Genomic DNA, 22,180 nt, shown 5'->3' on the forward strand with positions numbered 1-22,180 from the left:
ACCCGAATCGCGCCCGGCGCGGGTTTAACTCCACCGGGGCGTGGCGCTTCGGTGGCCGTTTCGACGAATTCGTTATCCTTCCGCGCGCTCGGCCGACTCCTCGTCGCGGAGTTCGAACTTCTTGACCTTGCCGCTCGGCGTCTTCGGCAGCGATTCGACTGGGTAGTACGCCCGCGGGCGCTTGAAGTCCGCGAGGTCGTCGCTTTCGAGACAGTGGGTGTCGAGGTCCGATTCGGAAACATCGCCGACGACGTAGGCGACCACGCGCTCGCCCCACTCGTCGTCTGGCTCGCCGACGACCGCGGCCTCCTCGACGTCAGAGTGCGAAAAGAGGACGTTCTCGACCTCGGTGGGGTAGACGTTCTCACCACCCGAGATTATCATGTCGTCGGTCCGATCGACGACGTACAGGAATTCATCGGAATCGCGGTAGCCGAGGTCCCCGGTGTAGTACCAGGTTTTCCCATCCGCCTCCCGGAGTGATTCGGTCGTGGCGTCAGGCTGATTCCAGTATTCGCGCATCGTACACGGGCCCGCAAAGAGGATTTCCCCGATGTCGCCCTGCGTCACCTCGTCGTCGGGGTCGCTTTCGGGTTCGACGATACGGAGGTCGTGGTTGAGCGCCGGCACGCCCGCCGACCCCTGTTTGGAGAGCTGCTCGTCAGGATGTTGAAACGCTCCGCAGGGACCGATTTCCGTCATGCCGTAGGCCTGCAGGTAGTCCTCACAGAGCTGTTCCATACACGAATCGAGTACCTGCTTCGGCATCGGGGCCGCCCCGTAGAACCCCATCCGTAGCGACGACACGTCCATTCCGAGCTGTTCCTGTGTTTTCGCCAGCGCGTTCCACGCCGTCGGCGCGGCGAACAACTGCGTGACGTCGTGTTCCTCGATGGCTTCGAGCACTCCCTCGGGGTCGAACTCGTGATGGATGACGGTCGTCGCGCCGATCTGCACCCGCGGAAAGAGGTTCACGTGGAGTTCCGCACAGTGATACAGCGGCAGACATGAGAGACCCACATCCGTTTTCGAGAGGTCGCTCTCGGCGAGACAGATGAGCGAGTGCTCGACCATATCGCGGTGCTCGTGGACGACACCCTTCGGCCGGCCCGTCGTCCCCGAGGTGTACATCAGCGTGTAGATGTCGTTCTCGTCGACTTCGACGGCGGGCCGCTCTCCGCTCCCCGACTCCACCAACCCCCAGAAATCGCGGGCGTATTCGGGGGTGTCCTCGTCGATGAAGACGTACTCCGGAACGTCGAGGTCGTTTCGAGCGGTCTCGACGGCCTCGCGGGTTGCTTCCTCGAAGAGCACGACTTCCGACCCAGCATCGTCGACGATAAACTCGATCTCGCCCGCCGGGAGCCGGAAGTTCAGGGGATTGAACGCCGCGCCGAGTCTCGCACACGCGAAGACCGTGAGCACGATTTCGGTGCCGTTGTAGAGCACAGTCGAAACGCGGTCACCCTTCTCCACACCGAGTCCGGCGAGTGCGTTCGCCAGCCGATTCACCTGCGCGTCGAACTCGGCGTAGGTCAACCGCTGACCGCGTCGTGGATAGACGAGCGCGTCGCGGTCGGGATACTTCTTGGCAGTGAGTTCGAGCGTCTCGCCGAGTGTGGGATGCATACGCATAGCCCGTGTCAGCGCGACTTATCGTTTCGGGTGATCACGCTCGTCTCACGGTTCGGCGTCGAGCACCACGTCCTCGGCTCGTTCGCGCAGCGCCATCTTGTCGAACTTCCCGGTCGAGGTGCGCGGGATTCCGTCGACGAACTCGAAAGCATCTGGAAGCCACCAGTCGGGAAAGCGCTCGCCGAGATGCTCGCGGAGTTCGTCGGCGCTCGCCTCACCTGTACCGAAGACGACGAACGCCAGCGGTCGCTCCTGGTATTTCTCGTGGGCAACACCTACTACTGTTGCCTCCGCGACGGCGTCGTGGGCCATCAGTTCGTTTTCGAGTTCCACACTCGATATCCACTCGCCGCCCGACTTGATGACGTCCTTCGTCCGGTCGACGATATCGACGTAGCCCTGTCCATCGCAGGTGGCGATGTCCCCCGTTCGCAACCACCCGTCCTCGGTGAACGACGTGCGGTTCGCTGCCGGGCGGTTGTGATAGGAATCGGCGACCCACGGCGCGCGCACCTGCAACTCGCCCATCGTCTCGCCGTCGGCGGGTACTTCCTCACCATCCTCGTCGACGATGCGCGTCCGGAAGCCGGGGACGGGCAGCCCGGCCGTCGCGCGGTAGGCGTACCGTTCCTCGGGGTCGCGCTCGGTCAATTCCTTGCGGAGCGTGCTCATCGTTCCGAGGGGGCTGGTCTCGGTCATGCCCCAGCCCTGGATGATGGGTGCGTCGTAGTCCTCGTCGTAGCGGCGGATCAGCGATTCGGGCGGCGCGGATCCGCCCACAGTCAATCTGTCGATATTGGAAATGTCCACGTCGGGGTTCTCATCGAGATATTCCGCCATCTCCAGCCAGATGGTCGGGACGGCGGCCGACATCGTCACGCCCTCGTCGTCGATGAGTTCGGCGACGGAACCGGGGTCGGTGTGCACGCCGGGAAGGACCTGCTTCGCGCCGACGAACGTCGCGGCGTAGGGAACCCCCCAGCCGTTGGCGTGGAACATCGGAACGACTGGAAGAACGGTGTCGCGCTGACTGATGCCGTTCGTGTCGGTGTGGCCGGACATCAGACTGTGGAGGTAGACCCCGCGATGGGAGTAGGTGACGCCCTTCGGTTTGCCGGTGGTCCCGGAGGTGTAACACATCCCGCACTCGTCGTCCTCCTCGATATCGGGCCAGTCGTACTCCGTTGGATGGCCATCGATGAACGCCTCGTAGGACGTAGCCGGCGAGAGCGAGGTGTCGGGTACGTCGTCTGCGAGAACGACATACTGCTCGACGGTTTCGAAGGCTTCGGCATTGTCCTCAACTTTTTCGAGAAACGCCGGGTCGACGAACACGACGCGGTCTGCGGCGTCGTTGACGATGTACTGGAAGTGCTCGTCGGGCAGGCGCATGTTGCACATGTGGATCGACCGCCCGGAACACGGCGGCGCGAAGTACAGTTCGAGGTGGCGATAGTGGTTGAGCGCCACCGTCGCCACCCGGTCGCCCGATTCCAGTCCCAGTTCGTCGAGCGCGTGCGCCAACTGACAGGTCCGCTCGTAGGCGTCGTGGTACGTGTAGCGATGGATCTCCCCATCGGATTGCTTGGTGACGATTTCGCGGTCGGGAAAGAGGTCCACCGCGCGGGCCAGCAGTTCGTCGAGGGTGAGTTGAACGTCCATCATGGCCGTGCGCTGTGATGGCAGTCAATCATGATATGCTTTCTCCCACCACAACTGCCGTCCTTAGAGCGGCTCCTCGCCTTCGATGATGCGCACCGCGCGGTCGGCGAGTTCGGGAACCCCTGACTCCATCTTCGGGTAGAGCGGGTCGTCGGCGTTCCCTTCGAGGTAGCGCCGGAAGAACATCTCGCCCAGCCCCGCGAGTTTGTACACGGCGAGTGCACGATAGAAACGGTCGTTTTCGTACTCGATTCCCGTCCGCTCTTCGTAGCGTGCGACCAGATCCTGTCGAGTGGGATAGCCCTCACCGGTCATGAACGTCGCGTTGAGGGAGTCGGTGGCCTGGGGTGGCTCGGGATCGCCCGCGTCCCACCAGTACGAGAGCATCCAGCCGAGGTCCACGAGCGGGTTGCCGAGGGTACTCAGTTCCCAGTCGAAGACAGCGACGATTTCGGGCGGCGTTCCCGGCCCGTACATCACGTTGTCGAGCTTGTAATCGCCCTGCACGAGCGTGTGCGCCGGCGCGTCGGGTACGTTCTCGGTCAGCCACTCCATCACGTCGTAGAGTTCGGGCACTTCGCGTTCCTCGGTCGTGACGTCGAACGCCCACGTCAGTTGCTCCGACCAGCGCTCGACCTGCCGTGCGGTGAATCCTTCCGGGTGGCCGAACTCGCCGAGTCCCACGTCCTCGTACTCGACCGCATGGATCTCACAGAGACCGTCGACGAGTTCCTCACCGATGCGCTGTCGGTGTTCGGACGCGGCGAAGCGCTCGGGTTCGCTCTCGCGCAGGACGTCGCCTGCGACGCGCTCCATCACGTAGAAATCACACCCTAAAACCGAGTGGTCTTCACAGGCCAGTACGGTGGGCGGAACCCTCACATCGGTATCCTGCAAGGCGTCCATCACGCGATACTCCCGGAGCACGTCGTGGGCGGTGTCGGCCACCTCGCCCGGTGGCGGGCGGCGAACCACGAGGTCACGGTCGCCCCACTCGACGAACAGCGTCTCGTTCGAGTGACCTTCCTGATGGTGGTGCATCTCGTACTCCGCGACCGGACCGACCTCCCGCTCGAAGTAGTCCGCGAGCGACTCCTCGTCGACGATGCGCGCGAAATACTCGTCGCTCATCGGTGCTCCCGAACGGTCCGCGATGATTGCGTTACCATTGGTAGATCGGTTGTATGCCCGGGTACGAATAACTGCTGGATAGTTCCAAATAAGACGATAGTTTCGGCGGTGATTTCGGCTTCTGTGGCCACGAGCACCCGATGCCGGTGGCGTGGCGGCGATGGGGCGCGTTTCGCGCCCGCGCGGTCGAGCGACGCCATCGGCCCTATCGTTTTACAATGTAGTGTCGAGAAGGATGTGCATGGAGTACAACGACTCGGCGACCGCGCGGGAACTGCGAGAGCGTGCCCACGCGTTCATGGAGGAGATCGTGTTGCCCGAGGAGCGCGCCCACGCGGCCGGTAGCATCGCTCACGATACCATCGACGACCTGCGCGAGCAGGCCCGCGAGTACGACGTCTATGCGCCCCAGATTTCCGAAGAGCACGGGGGAATGGGCATCGCGCTCCGGGACGTGTTGCCGCTGTTCGAGGAGGCAGGCCGGAGCCTGCTGGGCGCACCCGCGATGCGCGTCGATGCCCCCGACGAAGGGAACATGCACACGCTCGAACTCGTCGGTACCGACTCCCAAAAGACAGAGTGGCTCGACCCGTTGGTGGCTGGCGACATCAACTCCGGCTTTGCGATGACCGAACCCGCTCCCGGCGGGGGGTCGGACCCAAAGATGCTGCGGACGACCGCTGAAAAGGAAGGGGACGAATGGGTCATCGACGGTCACAAGTGGTGGACCACGCAGGGCAGCGCGGCCGACGTCCTGCTCGTGATGGCCCGCACCGACGAGGAGGCCCACCCCTACGCCGGCTGTTCGATAATTTTGGTGCCAACCGACGCGGCGGGCGTCGAGATCGTCCGCGACATCCCCCATCTCGGTCAGGATCTCATGCCCGAGAGCCACGCCGAAATCCGGTTCGATGGGGTTCGCGTGCCCGAGGAGAACCTCTTGGGGGAGGAAAACGAGGGCTTCACCGTCGCCCAGCAGCGCCTCGGTCCCGCCAGACTCACTCACTGCATGCGCTTTTCAGGGATGGCCGACCGCGCGCTCGACGTGGCGAAAGCCTACATGAGTGAACGAGAAGCGTTCGGCTCGTCGCTCGCCGACAAACAGGCCCAGCGCTTCGCCATCGCGGAGGCCGAAACCCGCCTGCACGCCGCGCGGACGATGGTCAGGGACGCCGCCGCAAAACTCGACGCCGGCGGGGAGGCCAGAGTCGAAGTCTCGATGAGCAAGGTCTTCGCCGCGAACGTCGCCCAGGAGACCATCGACCTCGCCATCCAGTGCTGTGGCGGGGCCGGTATCAGTCGAGATCTGCCTCTGGCCGACTTCTACGACGCGGTGCGTGCCTTCCGCATCGTCGACGGGGCCGACGAGGTCCACAAGCGAACCATCGCGCGTGACGCCTTCGAGGACGTAAATCCCGAAGAAATCGAGGCGGTTCCGCGGTTCGGGGAGTAGGCCGAGGAGTTTTGCACGCGCGTTGCTATCGGTTGGCATGGACGAACACGAGGAGATTCGACTCGCTGCCGACGCCATCCGCGACGCCGACAGCGTGGTGGCGCTGACCGGCGCGGGCGTCAGCACCGCCTCGGGCATCCCCGATTTCCGTGGCGAGGACGGTCTCTGGGAGACCCACGTCCCATCGGATTTCCACATCGCGCGCTTCGAGCGCGCCCCGGGAGAGTTCTGGCGCGACCGTCTCGACCTTCGAGACTGTCTCCACGCGGCGGACCCCGAACCGAACGCCGCCCACGAGGCGCTCGCAACCCTCGAATCGATGGGTAAACTCGACGCGCTCGTCACCCAGAACATCGACGGGTTGCATCACGCCGCCGGCTCCGAGGATATCGTCGAGATTCACGGCTCGGGCGAGCGCGTCGTCTGTCGCGACTGCGGGCGGCGCATTTCGGCAGAGCCGGTCCGTGAGCGTGTCCGGAACGGCGACTGCCCGCCGCGCTGTGAGTGCAATGGGCTTCTCAAACCCGACGTCGTCCTCTTCGGCGAGCAACTCCCCGACCACGCGCTGCTGCGCTCGCACGCGCTCGCCGAGAAGAGTGATGTGTTTCTCGTCGCTGGCTCCTCGCTCGCCGTCGAACCGGTCGCCTCGCTGCCCCACACCGCCGCCGACACCGGTGCGACGACCATCATCGTGAATCTGGAGCACACGCCGCTTTCCGAGCGCGCCGCCTACGACTTCCGGATGGACGTGACCGACGCGCTCCCGCGACTGGTGCGGGCGGTCGAGTCGACCTCTTCGCCCGCGTCGAACCGGGCATAGACTTTTGCGCCGGCCCCTCGTTTCGCCGTCATGGACCACGGAATCGTTCAGACGGACGACGTGCGCGTGACGGACCTCTCGGACGTCGAGGAGATCCCGCCGGACCTCGACATCCGCTCGATAGACGAGGCGCTCGGCACCGACGAGATGAACGTCAAGCTCTGGTATTTCGACCCCGGCGAGGAGATCCAGTACCACGCCCACGCAGAACAGGAGGAACTCTACTACGTCCTCGAAGGCGAGTTCTCGGTCAAGATCGGTCCCTCCGGCGAGGAGGAATATCACGAAATCGGCCCCGGAACGTTCTACGCCGCCGGACCCGAGACCGGTCACGGCCACCGATACACCGGCGACGACCAGGGCATCGTCCTCGCCATCGGCGCGCCGGCAGTCGAGGATCCCGGACTCGACCCACACGACCTCGACTGATTCGTACTATCCCGCTACTTCGAGACGACCTCTGCTTCGGGTGCGTTCTTCATTACGCTCCGCATCCCCTTCAGCGCGTTCTGTTTCGTGGTGTAGCCCTCGCCGCTGGTGGCGATGATGTTGCCGTTCCGGTGGACGAGTCGCCAGCGCCACTCGCTCGCCCTGTCCCGGAAGATCTCGAACCGTCCGAGACTCCGCACCTCGACCGGCGGTTCGTCGGCCACCGTACTCTCGACGGTCGGCGACTCCTCACTCTCGTCCCATTCGAGTTCCAGTTCGAGGCTCAACTCGTCGCCCTCGCGCTCGACTTCGATCTCGAACGTCGGGGAGTTCGGCGGGTCGATCGCTATCGAGCGCGCCCCGTCTTCGAGCGTCACCGGGCCGTCGCTTTCGAGCGCCGTCGCCAGCGACCGGAGGACGGCGGCGATGTCCGCGCGGCTTCGTCGGCGCTCACTTTCGAACAGGGTCTCGTCTGCCATACCGCTCCTTCGTTCGGCAAGACGATAAACGAGGCGTCGGAAGCGCCTCAGGCGGGTACGTACGAACGGTCGAGATGCTCGACGATGCGTTCGGACTCGCTCATCGTGATGCCGCGCTCGTCGTCGATGAGAACTGGGACGTCTCGCTGGCCCGAGACACGTTTTACCTCGTCACGTTTGGAGTGCAGTCCCTCGACCCAGATGCTCTCGAAATCGAGGTCCAGTTCGTCGAGGCGGTCGACGACGTACTCACAGTGGGGGCAGCCTTCGAGCCGATAGAGGGTGAGTCCCATACCTGAACCCGGGCGGCCACGGGCAAAAACCCTCGCCGACGGGGTTTTGTGTCCGTCAATCCAGCATGAGGTATGCCACCGAACGAGGGCGAGCACGCGCCCGATTTCGAGGCGCTGCTCTGTGACGGCGAGACCTTCCGCCCCACCCGACTCTCGGACGTACTCGACGGCGGCTGCGTGGTCGTCTTCTACGGGTTCTCGTTCAGCGCCATCGCCGAGAACTGGTGGAAGCGCTACGACCGTGCGGGGTGGGCCGACTTCGACGTCCCAGTAGTGGGCGTGAGCCGTGACGGTCCCTACGCCCAGAACGCCTTTCTCAGATATCTCGACAGCCCGTTTCGGCTGTTCAGCGACGTCGAGGGAACTGCCGCCGAGGCCTACGATTTGCTCATGACGCGCGAGGGGATGGGCGAGACGAAAACCGCCCGCCGTGCCGTCTTCGTCCTCGACGGCGACCGGCGCGTAACTCATCGGTGGCTCGGCGAGGATTGGATTTCGCCCGTGCCGCGCGAGGACATCGAGGCGGCGGTCGCGGAACTGTCCGCGTAGCCCGAGGGAGCCGACACGGCTATGGCGCACACGGGCGAGGAGTCGCCATGACGGTCACCGACTACCCACACCGGCCGGGCGCACACTGTGGGTCGGCCTCGCTGCGCAACCTCTCCGCACACTACGGCTGGGGTTTCGACGAACCGCTCTGTTTCGGTCTCGGGGCGGGCATCGGCTTCGGCTACCACGAGGCGGGACCCGCCAGCCGCACCATCATGGGCCGGACTTCGTGGCTCGAATCGATCTTCTTCGAGACGCTCGCCATCCCGTTCGCGGAGGGCGATGGCGAGGGGTGGGGAACGGCGTGGGAGGCTGTCGAGACGCGACTCGCCGACGGAACTCCGGTCATGCTGTTCGCCGACCTCTACTACCTCGACTACTACGGGACGGACACCCACTTCGGGCCGCATACGCTCGTCTGCGTCGGCAGCGACGGCGAGGAAGTAGTGCTTTCGGACAGCGAGTTCGACGCCATCCAGCGACTCCCGACCGAGCGCCTCCGGCGGGCGTGGGGGTCCGAACACGGGTTCGTCGGGCCGCTGTCGAACCGTTGGCTCGCCGTCGACGGCGAGCAGCCAGCCCCGGACGCGACGGTCGAGAGCGCGGCGCGGCAGGCGATCGGGCGGGCGGCCGACGGCATGCTCGGCGACGACGAGCGCGGTGCGTGGGGCACGCAGGGCGTCGCGGGGATTCGCCGGTTCGCCCGCGAACTGCCCAATTGGGGCGAGTTGGAGGACGCCTCGTGGACCGCACGCTTCGCCTACCAGAACGTCGAGCGGCGCGGTACTGGTGGTGGTGCGTTTCGGCGGCTCTACGCCGACTTTCTCGCCCAACTCGGCTTCCTCGACGATGAGTACACTGAGCGAACGCGAGGAATCGCCGACGATTGGAGCGCGCTTGGCGAGACGCTTCGGGAAGGGAGCGAGACACCGTCCGAGGACGTTTTCGAGCGGGCGGGCGAGCAGGCCGGAGCGATTGCCGACCGCGAGGAAGCGCTGTTCGCCGACCTCCGTGACGAAATCTGAGGCCGACGCGAAGCGTTATGGCTCGACCGCCGGAGGATGGGGTATGCAACTCGACGGCGTTCGCGTGCTCGACCTCACACGCTACCTGCCCGGCCCGTACGCCACCCAACTGCTCGCCGACGCCGGTGCGGAGATCGTCAAAATCGAGGACACATCCACTGGGGACCCGACCCGCTGGATGAGTTTCGAGAGCGACGAGAGCGACGGAACGCTGTTCGAGGCGGTCAACCGCGGCAAGCGAAGCGTCGCGCTCGATCTGAAATCCGCGGCGGGGCGCGAAGCGTTCTTCGACCTCGCACGCGACGCCGACGCGCTCATCGAGGGGTTCAGACCGGGCGTCACCGAGCGCCTCGGCGTCGATTACGATTCGCTCTGCGAGCACACCCCTGACATCGTCTACTGCTCGCTGTCGGGCTACGGCGGGACGGGACCGTACCGCACCCGCGCGGGCCACGACCTGAACTACGCCGCCTTCTCGGGGCTGCTCGACATGACCCGTGCTGACGAGGGTTCGAAACCCCAGATACCGGGCGTTCCGGTCGGCGACATGGCCGGCGGTCTCTTCGCGGCCTTCTCGCTCGTGGGCGCGCTCTGCTCGCGCGAACTCGGCAACACCGGCGGGGAGTACCTCGACGTGGCGATGACCGACGTGTTGATCTCCTTTTCGCAGGCACTCGCGCCCGACGCGCTCGGCAATGAGACGCCACGCCCCGGAGAGACGGCCCTGACTGGCGACTTGCCGTGGTACGGCGTCTACGAGACCGCCGACGGCGAGTACGTCACCATCGCGGCGCTCGAACCGCCATTCTGGCGAGCGTTCTGTGAGACCGTCGGGCGCGAGGACCTCGTCGATATGCACACGATCACGGACGACGCGACCCGCGCGGCGCTACGCGAGGAGTTGATCGAGATATTCGCCGCGAGGACCCGCGAGGAGTGGGAGCAGGTATTCGAAAACAGCGACGCGACCGTCGAACCCGTTCGCACCCTTCCGGAGGCGCTCGATCACCCACAGACCGATTCCCGAGGGTTGGTTGAACGGAATTTGGAGCCGGCGCGCATCGGCTTTCCGGCCCGTTCCTCGAACCACGCCGACCCCGCTTCGGGCGTGCCGGCACACGGTGAACACACAGCGCAGGTACTCCGCGAGGCGGGCTACACGGATGGTGACCTCGACGAACTGCGCGAGACGGGGGCTGCGGCCTTCGGCGAGTAATCAGGGATCGTTCACGCTCGCCGGTCGGCGGTCGAGGAGGACGGTTCTATCGAGGTCGTCGAAGTTCGTGTGGCCGGCGAGCGCGAGTGTCAGATCGAGGTCGGCACGGAAGTTTTCGAGGACGCTTTTGACGCCTGCCTCGCCGTCGAGCGCCAGCCCGTAAGCGTAGGGCCGTCCCAGCAGGACGGCGTCGGCCCCGAGCGCGATGGCTTTCACCGCGTCCGCACCACCGCGAATTCCGCTGTCGAAGAGCACGGGCGTGTCCTCGACGGTGTCGACGATGCCCGGGAGCGCGGTGAGCGCGCCGATTGCTCCGTCCACCTGCCGGCCGCCGTGGTTCGAGACGATGACGCCATCCGCGCCGCACTCGACGGCCCACTCGGCGTCGTCCGGGTGGAGCACACCCTTGACTATCAGCGGGAGATCGGTCTCCCCGCGCAGGTCCGCGAGGTCTTCCCACGTCAAGGACGGGTCGCCGAACACGTCGACGAACTCCATGACGGCCGAGCCCTCGTTCTCTTCGGGCGGGGCGTCGAGGCGCTCGCGGAAGGCCGGGTCGGAGAAGTAGTTCGCCACGCCCTCACCGTCGAGGAAGGGCAGATAGCCCTGTTCGATGTCGCGCTCGCGCCATCCCAAGAGGGGCGTATCGAGCGTGACGACGATTGCGTCGTAGCCGGCGTCCTCGGCGCGGTCGACGAAACTGCTCGCAATATCGGGGTCGGCCGACCAGTAGAGCTGAAACCACTTCGCAGTGTCGCCCAACTCCTCGGCGACTGCCTCCATCGTGTGCGACGAGGCCGAACTGAGCACCATCGGAATATCGAGTTCCGCGGCGGCGCGTGCGACGGCGAGTTCACCCTCCTCGTGGACGACCGAAAGCACGCCGAGCGGCGCGAGAAGAACGGGGAGTTCGAACTCGGTGTCGAAGAGGGACACTTGGAGGTCCCGTTCGGCGACGTCACGGAGCATACGCGGAACGATGCGCCAATCGGCGAACGCGCGGCGGTTCTCGCTGATGGTGTCCTCAGTTCCGGCCCCGCCGGCGACGTAGGCCGCCGCCTCGTCGCTCATCGCGGCCATCGCTTGGCGTTCGAGTTCCTCATAACGAACCGGGTGCTCGGGCGAGTCGTCGGCGAGCATTCCCGACGCGTAGACGTTCTGCTGGCGGTTCTCTCCATAGGGTTCCGATGGCTCCTCGCTCATGGGAACCCGTGCGCCCGGTCGGCACAAGTAACTTCACCCGTCGCGTTCGACGCCAACGAGATCGCAGATTTCGAACGGGTCCTCGATACGGTACGTGACGGTCGGGTCGTCGGGATCGGCCTCGCTCGCGCTCCCGCCGAAGGCAGCGGTGTCGATGCCCATCCGCGCCGCGCCCTCCATGTCGTTTTCGTAGCGGTCGCCGACCATCAGCGCCCGTGCGGGGTCGATACCTGCCTTGTCGAGCGCCGTCTCGAACATCGCCGGGTCGGGTTTCGTTCGGCCGACCTCCTCGGAGGTCGTCACGGCGTTGAGATGCTCGCGCACGCCGAACTGCTCCAACAGGCGCTCACCCTCCCACGTGTCGATGTCGCTGACGACGCCCTGATGCACGTGGCCATCGAGTCGGCGGATGGCCACGACCGTTTCGCTCACGGGTTCGAGGTTCTCGTGGGTCGCGCGCTCGAAGACCGGCAGCCACTCCTCCTCGGGGAGTTCGCGGCCGACCATCGCGGCGACCGCCCGCTGGTAGCCGACCCGCGCGCTGCGGAATTCGGTGCCATCGCGGGTCGTGAAGTGAGTTCCCAACTCCTCGCGCCACGTTGCGAGCGCTTTCTCCATGTCGAGATCGTGTTCCTCGGCGAGCGCTCCGACGAATGACCGGTGACCCGCCCGGACCGATTCGAGGTCGAGGATGACGCCGCCGATGTCCCAGAAGATTGCCTCGTACTGTGAATCATTCATATGTTGTCTACAACTTTTTCTTCGTGCTCTGTTCAAGTTCTTCAGCAGATTTGTTTGCGGCCTTGATTTCTGAACTGATGCCGACTGCGTGCAGTTCAGTATTTGCCCGGGTTACTTCTCTGCATTTCTTTGCTGTCTCTTCAACTAGCGTGAGTGTAGAGTCGTCAACATTTAGATGCTCTCCCCGGGCACGGTGAGAGGACAGATCCTCGGCTATGGCTTTTATCTTTCTTTGTGTCTCAGAGTGTTGTGGGATGCTTCGCTCCTTCCAATTCTTCTTCATCCGTTGGACGCGCTGAGCGTATTCAATGGTGTCAACATACCAGTTCTTGATATTTTCTTGAGTTTCTGCGGTCTGTTGGTCTCGGTTCGTGTACCAATGAAGAACTATTCCGACGAACAACCCGCTTATGATGGCCAATATGAATTCTAAACTGTAGCTAAGCCATTCAACCATACGAATCTATCAAGTCTGAATCACGTAATTGTTGTGGGTTCATCTCCAACAGGCAGCCGAAGATTTGTTGATATCATGAGTCTTTGCGATCCGGGATTATTACCGGTGGTAAATAAATAAATATCTATTGTCATTGATGGTAGCGGCGGGATTTATTAGCGTGCCATCGGTAACGGCGGTGTGATGGAATCCACCACGCGGAGGGCGCGATGACGACCGAGCAGTTCAGCGTCGACGGCGACACCGCGCTCGTCACGGGCGCATCGAGCGGCATCGGGCGGGAAATCGCGGAACGATTCGCCGACGACGGGGCCGAGGTCGTGGTCTGCTCGCGCGAACAGGACAACGTCGACCCCGTGGCGGACGGAATCGAGGACGCCGGCGGCTCGGCGCTCGCCGTCGAGTGCGACGTGCGCGAGCGCGAGTCGGTCGAGGCACTGGTCGAGGCAACAGTCGAGGAGTTCGGCGATCTCGACACGCTCGTGAACAACGCGGGCGCGAGTTTCATGGCGAACTTCGAAGGCATCTCCGAGAACGGCTGGAAGACCATCGTTGACATCAATTTACATGGTACCTACCACTGCACGCAGGCCGCCGGCGAGGTGATGCGCGAGGCCGGCGGGGGAACCATCGTGAACTTCGCCAGCGTCGCCGGCCAGGAGGGCGCACCGTACATGAGCCACTACGCCGCCGCCAAAGCGGGTGTGGTGAACCTCACCTCGACGCTTGCCTACGAGTGGGCCGACGACGGGGTGCGGGTCAACTGCATCGCACCGGGATTCGTCGCCACACCGGGCGTGGCGAGCCAGATGGGCGTCACCGCCGATGACATCGATCGAGAGGAAGTCGACAGAAAGATCGGCACGAGCGAGGAGATCGCCGACGTGACCCAGTTTCTGGCCTCGCCCGCCGCGTCGTATCTCACGGGCGAGACCATCACCGCACGCGGCGTGCCCGACATCATGGAATCGCCCGAATGAGTCCCGCAGCCGACCGCGACGTGTTCTTGCCCGTGGGCGCACAGCCGAGCATCGACGCGCTCTGTGCGCAGGCCGAGCGCGCCGAGGAACTAGGCTACAATCGCGTATGGCTGCCCGAGACGTGGGGTCGCGACGCGGTGACGGTGCTCACCTCGATTGCCCATCGAACGGACGAGGTCGGCATCGGCACCTCGATTCTGCCCATCTACTCGCGTTCCCCAGTTTTGATCGGCCAGACCGCCGCCACCCTTCAGGAGGTCTCGGACGGACGTTTTCGGCTGGGTCTCGGTCCGTCGGGACCGATCGTCATCGAGAACTGGCACGGCGTCAAGTACGGCAACCCGCTCCGCCGAACGCGCGAGACCGTCGAGATAGTGAAGCAAGTGCTCGCCGGCGAGGAGGTCGACTACGACGGCGACTACTTCGATCTCTCGGGCTTTCGGCTGCGATGTGACCCACCCGAAACCCCACCGAACGTGGACGCGGCCGGCATGGGACCGAAAAGCGTGGAACTCGCCGGGCGTTTCGCCGACGGCTGGCATGCGCTCATGCTCACTCGTGAGGGGATCCGCGACCGCCTCGACGACCTCTCCCGAGGCGCGGACCTCGCCGACCGCGACCCCGATGACGTGCGCGTGACGCTCTCGCTGACCTGTGCAGCCCTCGACGATGGTGAGCGTGCCCGCGAGTCCGTCCGCCAGCATCTCGCCTTCTACGTGGGCGGAATGGGTACGTTCTACCGCGACAGTCTCGCGCGCAGTGGCCACGAGGAAACCGCCGAAGCGATCTACGAACACTGGCAGGCCGGCGAGCGCGAGGCGGCGATGGACGCCATCGACGACGACCTCCTCGACGCCATCGCGATCGCCGGCACCCCCGAGCAAGCTCGCGGGCGCTTCGAAAAATTCGCCGCCATCGACGGCGTCGACGGGATTTCGGTGTCGTTCCCGCGCGACGCGACGCTCGACGAGATCGAAGCGACGACCGCGGCGCTGGCCCCGAACTGACGAGTCCGCAGAGCTTAGTCGGCTTCGAGCGGTTCGTGGACGGCGCGGTAGCCGTTCGCCGTCTCGGCGACGGTCTCGACGGTGTAGAGTCGCATCGATCGCTCCTGTTTCGTGGTGACGGGAAACCCGTATCGGTCGGCCTCGTACGCGAAGCGCTTCGCGCCACGCTCGGCGACGAACGCGCGATGGTCGGCGAGTCGCTGGTGACCGACGGTTCGGGAGATCGAAGGAACGTCGGCGACGCGGTCGTCGAAGGCGCGTGTGAACGCCGCGTCGCGTTCGTAGCCGATGGAGTCGCGAGCGGCGGCCATCGCGGCGAGAGTCGTCGTCCCCGTACCCCAGAAGGGGTCGAGAACCGTGTCACCATAGGCGCTGAACATGTTGACGAGTCGGTAGGGGATCGCGAGTGGGTAGGCTCCCGAGCGCTCCCGCAGGTCCGCACCGTCGAGCGCCTGGAGTTCGCCCCCGACGTCCGTCCAGAGGTCCGAGAACCATCGGTTGCGCTCCTCCCAGAAATACGCCGACTCGTAGCGGCGTTCGGCGTGTGGCTCGAACTCCCGTTTCTCCCCGTTACGAAAAACCAGTATATACTCGTGTTCGAGCGTGACGTAGGCGTTCGGCGGGAGCATGCCGCTGCCCATGAACTTCGTGCCCGAGTTGGCCGGTTTGCGCCAGAGGATCTCGGGGAGCGGCTCGAACCCACGCTGCTCGAAAGCATCGACGATGCGGGAGTGATTCCCCCAGACGCGAAAGCTGTCACCGACGGTCCGGGTCGCATCGCCGACGTTGATGCAGGCGATGCCGCCGTCGACGAGGACGCGGCCGAGTTCGTCCCAGACCGCATCGAGCTGGTCGTGCATCGACTCGAACGCTTCCCGTCCCTCGCCCGCGTCGAGATGGTCCGCGACCGCGTCATCGAGGTCGGCGAACAGGTCGTCCCACATCTCGATCATCGGATACGGCGGCGAGGTGACGACGAGTTCGACGCTGTCGTCGTCGACCCGGTCGAGTCGCCGGGAGTCGCCGACGACGACGCGATGGTCGGTCTCCATTGGAGACTTTCACCACGTCACCGCTGAAAACACCCGCGAAGAGGGTTCGGGTCCGGTGTCAGGCCGCGAGTTTCTCGGCGAACTTCTCGCGCACCTTTTCGATTTTCGGTTGGGCGTGGAAGGTGCAGTAGGCGTCGTCGGGGTTCTTCTCGTAGTAGTTCTGGTGTTCCTCGCTCGCTTCGTAGAACGTGTCGAGCGGTTCAACCTCGGTCACGACGTCATCCTCGTAGCCACCCTCCGCGTCGAGCGCGTCGACGTAGGTTTCGGCCTTTTCCTGTTGATCGTCGCTGTGGGTGAAGATCGCCGAACGGTACTGGCTGCCGACGTCTGGACCCTGCCGATTCAGTTGGGTCGGATCGTGGACGGTGAAAAAGACGTCCAGGAGGTCCTCGTAGGCGATGCGCTCCGGGTCGTATTCGACCTGGATGACCTCCGCGTGGCCGGTAGTGCCCGAGCAGACCTCGCGGTAGGTCGGGTTCTCCGTGTGGCCGCCCGCGTAGCCCGAGGTCACGTCCTGCACGCCGTCGAGTTCCTCCATCGGGGCCTCGATACACCAGAAACAGCCGCCGGCGAGCGTCGCACGTTCGGTTTCGGTTGCCATAGCAATAGAAAGAGCCGCTCGGGGGAAAACCCATCGACCCATCGGAGTGAGGTATTTCACGGCGGGCCACGATGGAACGACGATGACAGACTACACCGGCGCGGAGCTGTTCGTCGATGCGCTCGCCGACTACGGCGTCACGCACGTCTTCGGCAACCCCGGAACGACCGAACTCCCGGTGGTCCACGCCATCGCCGACAGCGACATCGAGTACGTCCTCGGCCTCCACGAGGACATCGCGGTCGGGATGGCCGGTGGCTACGCCCAAACCCGCAGATACCACTCCCACCGCGACGACGAAATCACTCCGCTCGGCGTTGCGAACCTCCATCTCGCGCCGGGGCTGGCTCACGGATTGGGGAATCTCTACGCCGCGAAGGTCGCCGGCGCGCCGCTGCTGGTGACGGCCGGCAACCACAGTCTTGATTTCCGCCACGAGGAACCGATCCTCTCGGGCAACCTGCTCAGGATGACCCGGCAGTTCTGCAAGAGTAGTCACGAGGTTCTCGACGTCGAGGCGGTGCCGACGATGGTCCGCCGGGCGGTGCGGACGGCGCTCACGCCACCCACGGGACCCGTCTTCTTGGGATTGCCACTAGACACGATGCTCGCCGAAACCGATGCCAGCCCCGAGCGGCTCGGGCCGATTCAGACGGGAGGAGGCGGCGACGCCGCGAGCATCGAGCGCGCGACCGACCTGTTGGTCGAGGCCGATGCGCCGGTGCTGGTCGTCGGCGACCACGTGGCACGGGCAGACGCGGTCGCGGCGGCGGTCGACCTGGCCGAGGCGAGCGGCGCGCGCGTCCACGGCGAGATCCTCCTCTCGGAGGTCGACTTCCCGATGGACCACGAGCAGTGGGTCTCGCCGATTCCACCCGACGAGGACCTCGCGCGAACGCTGTTGAGCGCCGACACCGTGATCTTCGCGGGCTGCTCGACGAACACGACGCTGACGCGCCACGAGGGCGAACTCGTCGCCAGCGATACGACCTGTATCCATCTGAGCGACGCGGTCCACGAGATCGGGAAGAACCAGCCCGCCGACGCGGCCGTCGTCGGCGACCCCGGCGACGTGATGGGCGATCTCGCCACCCGACTGCGCGAGCGCCTCGGCGACGAACAGCGGGACGAACGGCTCGAAGCCGTGCGCTCGGTGAAGGAGATGATCGAAGGGCAACTGGCTGCGATGGGTCACGGCGACGAGGACGACAAGCGCGCCTCGAAGGCCGAACTCGTCGACGCTCTCCGGGAGAGCGCCCCGGACGCCTACATCGTCGACGAGGGCATCACGTCGAAATACGCGATGTTGACGCGCTGGCCGCTCCAGCCCGAACAGTATATCTCGAACAAGGGCGGCGGATTGGGCTACGGACTCCCGGCATCGGTGGGTGCGGCGCTCGCCGAGAGCCAGCACGAGGAGCCACGGGACGTCGTGGGATTCGTCGGCGACGGCTCGTATCTCTACTATCCCCATTCGCTCTACACCGCCGCCCGGTACGACCTCGATCTCACGGTCGTGATCCCCGACAACAGAAATTATCGCATCCTGAAGGACAACACCCTCGACGTCATGGGTGGCGAGGAAGACGAGTACAACTGGCAGGACATGGAGTTCGACCCACCGGTCGACATCCCGACGAACGCCGCAAGCCACGGCGCGCGCGGGGAGTTAGTCGAATCGCCCGACGACATCGCGCCCGCTGTCGAGGATGCACTCGACAGGGCTGGCCCGGACGTGCTCGACGTGCTGGTTCACGACTGACTCGACAGAAAGTATTTGTCGGCCGTCGTACCATCGTGATCAATGCGGAAGGCGATTCTCGTCGTACTCTGCGCGGCGGTCGTTCTCGCCGGCTGTAACGGGTTTGCGCCCGGTGACGACGAGACCCCGGCTCGGACGGTGACGCCGGCGGACGTGCCCACCGACCGGCCGACCCCAACGCCCGTGCCACAGCTCGCACCGGGCCTCACCGAAGGGGGTGTGACCGACGCGTTCGCGCTCGGCGAGGCCCACGCGGCCGCTCTCGATGACACATCCTACACCCTGCACGAGGACTTCATTGTCGAATACGCGAACGGAACCGCTTACAACCGGGGTTCGACCGACGCCCGACTCGCGGCCAACGACAGCCGGTACTTCGTCCGGCAGAACGCCTCCGGACTGCTCTTCGACGGCGGTGCGTTCGCCAGGGTGATCTGGTCGAACGGCGAGCGCGTCCTCGTAGCCGACACGGCGAACGATAGCACGTCGTACAACTCTCCGCGGGACGTCGAGGGCGAGTCGGTACCACCCCGCGAGGCACTCGTGATCGATCCGACGAAGCGCCAACAACTGTACTCTTACCTCGGCTCGGTCGAGACCCGTGTGACCGGAACCGAGACGCGAAACGGAACGACGCTCCACCGCGTCGAGTCGACGGGCGTGACTAATCCAGCCGCCTTCGAGGTCCAGTGGAGGGATCCACGGGATCTCTCGCTCGTCGCGTTCGTCGATTCGCGCGGGTTCGTCCACGAGTACCGACTCGACTACACGGCATCGCTCGACGGCACTCCCGTCGCCGTTCGCCGGCACGTGCACTACACGAACCTCGGAAACACCACCGTCGAGCGTCCCTCCTGGTACGATGCGGCCATCGCAAACGTTTCGACCGCTACGATGACTACTGATTGAGATTCAATCGACCCGCAGGCGCTCGCCGTCGGCGGTTTCGGGAAAGATCTTGCCGGGGTTCAGAGTATCCTTCGGGTCGAGTGCGCGCTTGATGGCACGCATCGTCTCTACACCGTTCTCACCGTGCTCTTCGACCATGTACTCACGCTTTCCCTGGCCGACGCCGTGCTCGCCGGTCGCCGTGCCACCGAGTTCGATGGCTCGCCGGACGACGTCGTCCGAAATCTCTCGGCCGGCCGCGAGTTCCTCCTCGTCGTTGGGGTCGACCAACACGTTGTAGTGGACGTTACCGTCGCCGGCGTGGCCGAACGTCGTCACGTCCAAGCTGTATTCGTCGCCGCGCGCTTTTGCGTAGCGGACGATTTCGGGGAAGTGGCTGATGGGCACAGTAACGTCGCCGGGTTTGGCCGGCCGGCGTGGCGGGTCGTAGGCGAGCATGGCGTTCGCAAGATTTCGTCTGGCTTCCCACAACTCCTCCATCTCGTCGCCGGCAGCCATCGCGAAGCGCTCGGCTCCGTGATCTTCGAAGACTGCGCGGCAGGTCTCGATTTCGTCCTCGACGTGGTGGTTAGCGTGGAATTCGAGGAAGACTGTGGGAACGTTCGGGAGATCGGTTCCGGAGTAAGCGTTGGCGATTTTCGTGCTCAGCGGGTCGATGAGTTCGATGGTGGCCACGTCGACGCCGGTCTGCATCGCCGCCGCTATCGCCTCGGCCGCCGCATCGAGGTCGGGGAAGGTCGCCCGGCCCCCACGAATTTGTTTCGGCCGGCGGGCGAGTTCGACGGTCACGCGCGTGACGACTGCAAGGGTGCCCTCGCTGCCCACGATGAGATCCGTCAGGTTGTAGCCGCTCGACGTTTTGACCGCCCGGCCACCCGTTTCGATGACTGTGCCGTCAGCGAGCACCGCTTCGAGACCGAGCACCCAGTCGTCCACCTCGCCGTACTTCACGGTTTTCGCGCCGCTTGCGTCGTTGGCGACCATTCCACCCACGGTCGAGATGTCGCCCGACTGGGGTAGCGGCGGCAAGAAGAGGTCGTGCTCGGCGACCGCGTCGTTCACCGCCGACCCCATGACGCCCGGTTCGACGTCGATCTGGAAGTCGTCCGGTCGAATCTCGATCACCTCGTCCATCCGCGTGCAGTCCATGCTGATACCTTCGAAAGCGGGCAGCGCGTTGCCCTCCAGCCCCGTGCCCGCCGCGTAGGGCGTCACCGGCACTCCCCGTTCGTTGGCCGCGGCGAGCACCGCGCTCACCTCCGCGGTGGATTCCGGCCAACAGACTGCCTCGGGGCGCACGCGCTCGTCCTCAGGGGTTCCCCAGTCGCCGGCGTGGCCGTCACGGTCGTCGGCGTCCAACGATACCTGCTCGTCGGCGAGGTGGTCGGCGAGAAATCCACAGTCGTGTGGCATGCGTCCGCTTCACGCGCGCCGGAGATTAACCCTCCGCCCGACGACCGGCCGTCGAGTGTAGGCGAGTCCGTTCTCCGCCCGGACCGTGCACTTCGGATCGTATTCACTACGTGAATTATTTCCCAATAATATCTGTGTGCTACTTGCAAGGTAAAGGAATGGTTTATTACCATTGCGAGCGAATATGATGTTGCGGTCGTTCGCGGATGCGAGACGCTACCGTGTAAACGACCCGTAAGAACCATGATTCATGCACACACGATCGGAAGTACAGCACTACAGATACAGGTCCCACAGTTCCTCCAGGAGACCGTCGCGGGCATCATCGCGTTCCTGCCGGTGCTTCTCAGCGGCATCGTCGTCCTGCTCATCGGGTGGGTGCTCGGCCGGGTGCTCGGTGCCGTCGTCACCCGCGTCGTCGAGGGCATCGGCCTCTCGAAGTACACACAGGGGACGCCACTCGAAAGCGACAGGAGCGGTGATGGCGGCATCGCCGGCGCGCTCGGAAAACTCGTCAAGTACATCGTCTATTTCTACGCCGCACTCGCGGCATCGGACATCCTCGGCATCGCGATCCTCTCACAGTTGCTCTCTGACATCGGCACGTTCTTGCCGGTCGTCCTCTCGGCGGTCGTCGTTCTCGTCATCGGGTTCGTCGTCGGCCGGGCCGTCGGCGACATCGTCGCGGACGTCGTCGGTGGGTTCAACCTCGGGAGCTACTTCCACGACACGCCGCTCGAACGAGTCACGAGGACGGCCGGCGGCATCGGCGGCATCGTCGGCGCGCTCGTCGAGTACTACATCTACTTCCTCACGCTCCTCACCGCGGCGGGCATCCTCCAGATTCCCGCGCTCTCGCGGCTGTTGAACGACTTCGCCGGGTTCGTCCCGGCGCTCATCGGCGGCGTCGCAGTCCTGATCGTCGGCGCGCTCGCCGCGGAGTTCATCGAGGACATCGTCGCCAGCACCGACCGGAGTCGGCTGACGAGCCTCGTCGGGCTCGGGGTGAAGCTGTTCGTCTACTACCTCGCCATCACCATCGCGCTCGACACGATGGGCTTCGACGCAACCGTGCTCACGACGCTGTTCACCTCGTTCGTGACGGCCTTCTTCGGCGCGCTCGCGGTCGCCCTCGCCCTCGCCATCGGCATCGGTCTCGGCTGGGGGAGCAAGGACTACGTCGCCGACAATATCGACGACTGGATGGGCAGTGCGCGCGACAGCGCCGGCGACCTCACCGACGAGAGCGCCGGTCACGGCTCATCCGACGAGTTCGGCTCATCCGGTCCCGACGACGGCCCGGGTGGTTCCGGCCCGAGCGGCACGGGCGGCTCCGACATCTGAACACGCTCGCACAACGACT

Annotated in this window: 22 protein-coding genes; 11 read left to right on the forward strand and 11 right to left on the reverse strand. The window is 64.8% G+C overall.

Annotated features, from left to right (window positions below; translation table 11 throughout):
* Window positions 1-72: 72 nt before the first annotated feature.
* The 3 genes from ACP97_RS04995 to ACP97_RS05005 all read right to left on the reverse strand — a co-directional run bounded on the left by ACP97_RS04995 (window position 73) and on the right by ACP97_RS05005 (window position 4,428).
* Window positions 73-1,635, reverse strand: coding sequence for a long-chain-fatty-acid--CoA ligase (locus tag ACP97_RS04995; RefSeq protein WP_049996735.1), 1,563 nt, complete (start codon window positions 1,633-1,635; stop codon window positions 73-75).
* Window positions 1,636-1,680: 45 nt separating this feature from the next.
* Window positions 1,681-3,297, reverse strand: a complete 1,617-nt coding sequence (locus ACP97_RS05000; protein ID WP_394297698.1) for a long-chain fatty acid--CoA ligase — start codon at window positions 3,295-3,297, stop codon at window positions 1,681-1,683.
* Window positions 3,298-3,360: 63 nt separating this feature from the next.
* Window positions 3,361-4,428: a phosphotransferase family protein gene (locus ACP97_RS05005; RefSeq protein ID WP_049996737.1), complete on the reverse strand. Its 1,068-nt coding sequence runs from the start codon at window positions 4,426-4,428 to the stop codon at window positions 3,361-3,363.
* 241 nt (window positions 4,429-4,669) lie between these two features.
* Here ACP97_RS05005 and ACP97_RS05010 point away from each other — a divergent pair, with 241 nt between their 5' ends.
* The 3 genes from ACP97_RS05010 to ACP97_RS05020 are packed head-to-tail and all read left to right on the forward strand — an operon-like array spanning window position 4,670 to window position 7,130.
* A complete protein-coding gene (locus ACP97_RS05010; protein WP_049996738.1) occupies window positions 4,670-5,881 on the forward strand; it encodes an acyl-CoA dehydrogenase family protein in 1,212 nt (403 codons plus the stop codon).
* Window positions 5,882-5,918: 37 nt separating this feature from the next.
* Window positions 5,919-6,701: an SIR2 family NAD-dependent protein deacylase gene (locus tag ACP97_RS05015; protein ID WP_049996739.1), complete on the forward strand. Its 783-nt coding sequence runs from the start codon at window positions 5,919-5,921 to the stop codon at window positions 6,699-6,701.
* A 30-nt stretch (window positions 6,702-6,731) separates the two neighbouring features.
* The gene (locus ACP97_RS05020) at window positions 6,732-7,130 is read left to right on the forward strand and encodes a cupin domain-containing protein (protein ID WP_049996740.1); all 399 of its coding nucleotides are present in this window, start codon (window positions 6,732-6,734) and stop codon (window positions 7,128-7,130) included.
* Window positions 7,131-7,144: 14 nt separating this feature from the next.
* Here ACP97_RS05020 and ACP97_RS05025 read toward each other — a convergent pair whose 3' ends face one another.
* Together ACP97_RS05025 and ACP97_RS05030 are read right to left on the reverse strand one after the other, a co-directional pair.
* Window positions 7,145-7,609, reverse strand: coding sequence for an HVO_2922 family protein (locus tag ACP97_RS05025; protein WP_049996741.1), 465 nt, complete (start codon window positions 7,607-7,609; stop codon window positions 7,145-7,147).
* 47 nt (window positions 7,610-7,656) lie between these two features.
* Entirely contained in the window at window positions 7,657-7,902 is a 246-nt protein-coding gene (locus ACP97_RS05030) for a glutaredoxin family protein (RefSeq protein WP_049996742.1), read from the reverse strand.
* Window positions 7,903-7,974: 72 nt separating this feature from the next.
* Between ACP97_RS05030 and ACP97_RS05035 the strand changes: the two genes are divergently transcribed.
* The 3 genes from ACP97_RS05035 to ACP97_RS05045 are packed head-to-tail and all read left to right on the forward strand — an operon-like array spanning window position 7,975 to window position 10,692.
* Window positions 7,975-8,451, forward strand: a complete 477-nt coding sequence (locus ACP97_RS05035; RefSeq protein ID WP_049996743.1) for a peroxiredoxin family protein — start codon at window positions 7,975-7,977, stop codon at window positions 8,449-8,451.
* Window positions 8,452-8,498: 47 nt separating this feature from the next.
* The gene (locus ACP97_RS05040; RefSeq protein WP_049996744.1) at window positions 8,499-9,476 is read left to right on the forward strand and encodes a BtrH N-terminal domain-containing protein; all 978 of its coding nucleotides are present in this window, start codon (window positions 8,499-8,501) and stop codon (window positions 9,474-9,476) included.
* Between the two features lie 43 nt (window positions 9,477-9,519).
* The gene (locus ACP97_RS05045) at window positions 9,520-10,692 is read left to right on the forward strand and encodes a CaiB/BaiF CoA transferase family protein (RefSeq protein WP_049996745.1); all 1,173 of its coding nucleotides are present in this window, start codon (window positions 9,520-9,522) and stop codon (window positions 10,690-10,692) included.
* Here the strand turns inward: ACP97_RS05045 and ACP97_RS05050 are convergent, their stop codons facing one another.
* Genes ACP97_RS05050 through ACP97_RS05060 form a run of 3 tightly spaced genes read right to left on the reverse strand, consistent with a single transcriptional unit; the run spans window position 10,693 to window position 13,093 of the window.
* Window positions 10,693-11,895, reverse strand: a complete 1,203-nt coding sequence (locus tag ACP97_RS05050; protein WP_049996746.1) for an alpha-hydroxy-acid oxidizing protein — start codon at window positions 11,893-11,895, stop codon at window positions 10,693-10,695. It lies immediately after the preceding gene.
* A gap of 33 nt (window positions 11,896-11,928) precedes the next feature.
* Window positions 11,929-12,636: an HAD family hydrolase gene (locus ACP97_RS05055; protein WP_049996747.1), complete on the reverse strand. Its 708-nt coding sequence runs from the start codon at window positions 12,634-12,636 to the stop codon at window positions 11,929-11,931.
* Window positions 12,637-12,643: 7 nt separating this feature from the next.
* Window positions 12,644-13,093, reverse strand: a complete 450-nt coding sequence (locus ACP97_RS05060; RefSeq protein WP_049996748.1) for a hypothetical protein — start codon at window positions 13,091-13,093, stop codon at window positions 12,644-12,646.
* A 209-nt stretch (window positions 13,094-13,302) separates the two neighbouring features.
* On the opposite strand from ACP97_RS05060, the gene ACP97_RS05065 reads away from it, so the two are divergent.
* Complete coding sequence (locus ACP97_RS05065) at window positions 13,303-14,073, forward strand: SDR family NAD(P)-dependent oxidoreductase (protein WP_049996749.1); 771 nt, start codon at window positions 13,303-13,305, stop codon at window positions 14,071-14,073.
* The gene (locus tag ACP97_RS05070; protein ID WP_049996750.1) at window positions 14,070-15,080 is read left to right on the forward strand and encodes a TIGR04024 family LLM class F420-dependent oxidoreductase; all 1,011 of its coding nucleotides are present in this window, start codon (window positions 14,070-14,072) and stop codon (window positions 15,078-15,080) included. Before ACP97_RS05065 ends, ACP97_RS05070 begins: the two co-directional genes overlap by 4 nt.
* A 14-nt stretch (window positions 15,081-15,094) precedes the next feature.
* On the opposite strand, the gene ACP97_RS05075 is transcribed toward ACP97_RS05070, so the two are convergent.
* Both ACP97_RS05075 and msrA read right to left on the reverse strand, forming a co-directional pair.
* Window positions 15,095-16,132, reverse strand: coding sequence for a DNA-methyltransferase (locus ACP97_RS05075; RefSeq protein WP_049996751.1), 1,038 nt, complete (start codon window positions 16,130-16,132; stop codon window positions 15,095-15,097).
* 58 nt (window positions 16,133-16,190) lie between these two features.
* Window positions 16,191-16,733 (reverse strand): peptide-methionine (S)-S-oxide reductase MsrA, encoded by a 543-nt coding sequence (gene msrA / locus ACP97_RS05080; protein WP_049996752.1) that lies wholly within the window; start codon window positions 16,731-16,733, stop codon window positions 16,191-16,193.
* Between the two features lie 82 nt (window positions 16,734-16,815).
* Here msrA and ACP97_RS05085 point away from each other — a divergent pair, with 82 nt between their 5' ends.
* Together ACP97_RS05085 and ACP97_RS05090 are read left to right on the forward strand one after the other, a co-directional pair.
* Complete coding sequence (locus tag ACP97_RS05085) at window positions 16,816-18,495, forward strand: thiamine pyrophosphate-binding protein (RefSeq protein WP_049996753.1); 1,680 nt, start codon at window positions 16,816-16,818, stop codon at window positions 18,493-18,495.
* A gap of 42 nt (window positions 18,496-18,537) precedes the next feature.
* Window positions 18,538-19,404 carry a DUF7537 family lipoprotein gene (locus tag ACP97_RS05090; RefSeq protein WP_049996754.1) on the forward strand — a complete coding sequence of 289 codons (867 nt, stop codon included), beginning with the start codon at window positions 18,538-18,540 and terminating at the stop codon, window positions 19,402-19,404.
* Between the two features lie 3 nt (window positions 19,405-19,407).
* Here ACP97_RS05090 and ACP97_RS05095 read toward each other — a convergent pair whose 3' ends face one another.
* Complete coding sequence (locus ACP97_RS05095) at window positions 19,408-20,817, reverse strand: FAD-binding oxidoreductase (protein WP_049996755.1); 1,410 nt, start codon at window positions 20,815-20,817, stop codon at window positions 19,408-19,410.
* A 243-nt stretch (window positions 20,818-21,060) separates the two neighbouring features.
* On the opposite strand from ACP97_RS05095, the gene ACP97_RS05100 reads away from it, so the two are divergent.
* Window positions 21,061-22,161, forward strand: a complete 1,101-nt coding sequence (locus tag ACP97_RS05100; RefSeq protein ID WP_049996756.1) for a mechanosensitive ion channel family protein — start codon at window positions 21,061-21,063, stop codon at window positions 22,159-22,161.
* Window positions 22,162-22,180: the final 19 nt, after the last annotated feature.

Source organism: Halococcus sediminicola (assembly GCF_000755245.1).
In the GTDB taxonomy this organism is placed as follows: Archaea; Halobacteriota; Halobacteria; order Halobacteriales; family Halococcaceae; genus Halococcus; species Halococcus sediminicola.

Bases quoted from the DNA above. Each gene is read 5' to 3' on its own strand.
- ACP97_RS04995 (WP_049996735.1), bottom strand. From the start codon at position 1,635: ATGCGTATGCATCCCACACTCGGCGAGACGCTCGAACTCACTGCCAAG.
- ACP97_RS05000 (WP_394297698.1), bottom strand. From the start codon at position 3,297: ATGGACGTTCAACTCACCCTCGACGAACTGCTGGCCCGCGCGGTGGAC.
- ACP97_RS05005 (WP_049996737.1), bottom strand. From the start codon at position 4,428: ATGAGCGACGAGTATTTCGCGCGCATCGTCGACGAGGAGTCGCTCGCG.
- ACP97_RS05010 (WP_049996738.1), top strand. From the start codon at position 4,670: ATGGAGTACAACGACTCGGCGACCGCGCGGGAACTGCGAGAGCGTGCC.
- ACP97_RS05015 (WP_049996739.1), top strand. From the start codon at position 5,919: ATGGACGAACACGAGGAGATTCGACTCGCTGCCGACGCCATCCGCGAC.
- ACP97_RS05020 (WP_049996740.1), top strand. From the start codon at position 6,732: ATGGACCACGGAATCGTTCAGACGGACGACGTGCGCGTGACGGACCTC.
- ACP97_RS05025 (WP_049996741.1), bottom strand. From the start codon at position 7,609: ATGGCAGACGAGACCCTGTTCGAAAGTGAGCGCCGACGAAGCCGCGCG.
- ACP97_RS05030 (WP_049996742.1), bottom strand. From the start codon at position 7,902: ATGGGACTCACCCTCTATCGGCTCGAAGGCTGCCCCCACTGTGAGTAC.
- ACP97_RS05035 (WP_049996743.1), top strand. From the start codon at position 7,975: ATGCCACCGAACGAGGGCGAGCACGCGCCCGATTTCGAGGCGCTGCTC.
- ACP97_RS05040 (WP_049996744.1), top strand. From the start codon at position 8,499: ATGACGGTCACCGACTACCCACACCGGCCGGGCGCACACTGTGGGTCG.
- ACP97_RS05045 (WP_049996745.1), top strand. From the start codon at position 9,520: ATGCAACTCGACGGCGTTCGCGTGCTCGACCTCACACGCTACCTGCCC.
- ACP97_RS05050 (WP_049996746.1), bottom strand. From the start codon at position 11,895: ATGAGCGAGGAGCCATCGGAACCCTATGGAGAGAACCGCCAGCAGAAC.
- ACP97_RS05055 (WP_049996747.1), bottom strand. From the start codon at position 12,636: ATGAATGATTCACAGTACGAGGCAATCTTCTGGGACATCGGCGGCGTC.
- ACP97_RS05060 (WP_049996748.1), bottom strand. From the start codon at position 13,093: ATGGTTGAATGGCTTAGCTACAGTTTAGAATTCATATTGGCCATCATA.
- ACP97_RS05065 (WP_049996749.1), top strand. From the start codon at position 13,303: ATGACGACCGAGCAGTTCAGCGTCGACGGCGACACCGCGCTCGTCACG.
- ACP97_RS05070 (WP_049996750.1), top strand. From the start codon at position 14,070: ATGAGTCCCGCAGCCGACCGCGACGTGTTCTTGCCCGTGGGCGCACAG.
- ACP97_RS05075 (WP_049996751.1), bottom strand. From the start codon at position 16,132: ATGGAGACCGACCATCGCGTCGTCGTCGGCGACTCCCGGCGACTCGAC.
- msrA (WP_049996752.1), bottom strand. From the start codon at position 16,733: ATGGCAACCGAAACCGAACGTGCGACGCTCGCCGGCGGCTGTTTCTGG.
- ACP97_RS05085 (WP_049996753.1), top strand. From the start codon at position 16,816: ATGACAGACTACACCGGCGCGGAGCTGTTCGTCGATGCGCTCGCCGAC.
- ACP97_RS05090 (WP_049996754.1), top strand. From the start codon at position 18,538: ATGCGGAAGGCGATTCTCGTCGTACTCTGCGCGGCGGTCGTTCTCGCC.
- ACP97_RS05095 (WP_049996755.1), bottom strand. From the start codon at position 20,817: ATGCCACACGACTGTGGATTTCTCGCCGACCACCTCGCCGACGAGCAG.
- ACP97_RS05100 (WP_049996756.1), top strand. From the start codon at position 21,061: ATGATTCATGCACACACGATCGGAAGTACAGCACTACAGATACAGGTC.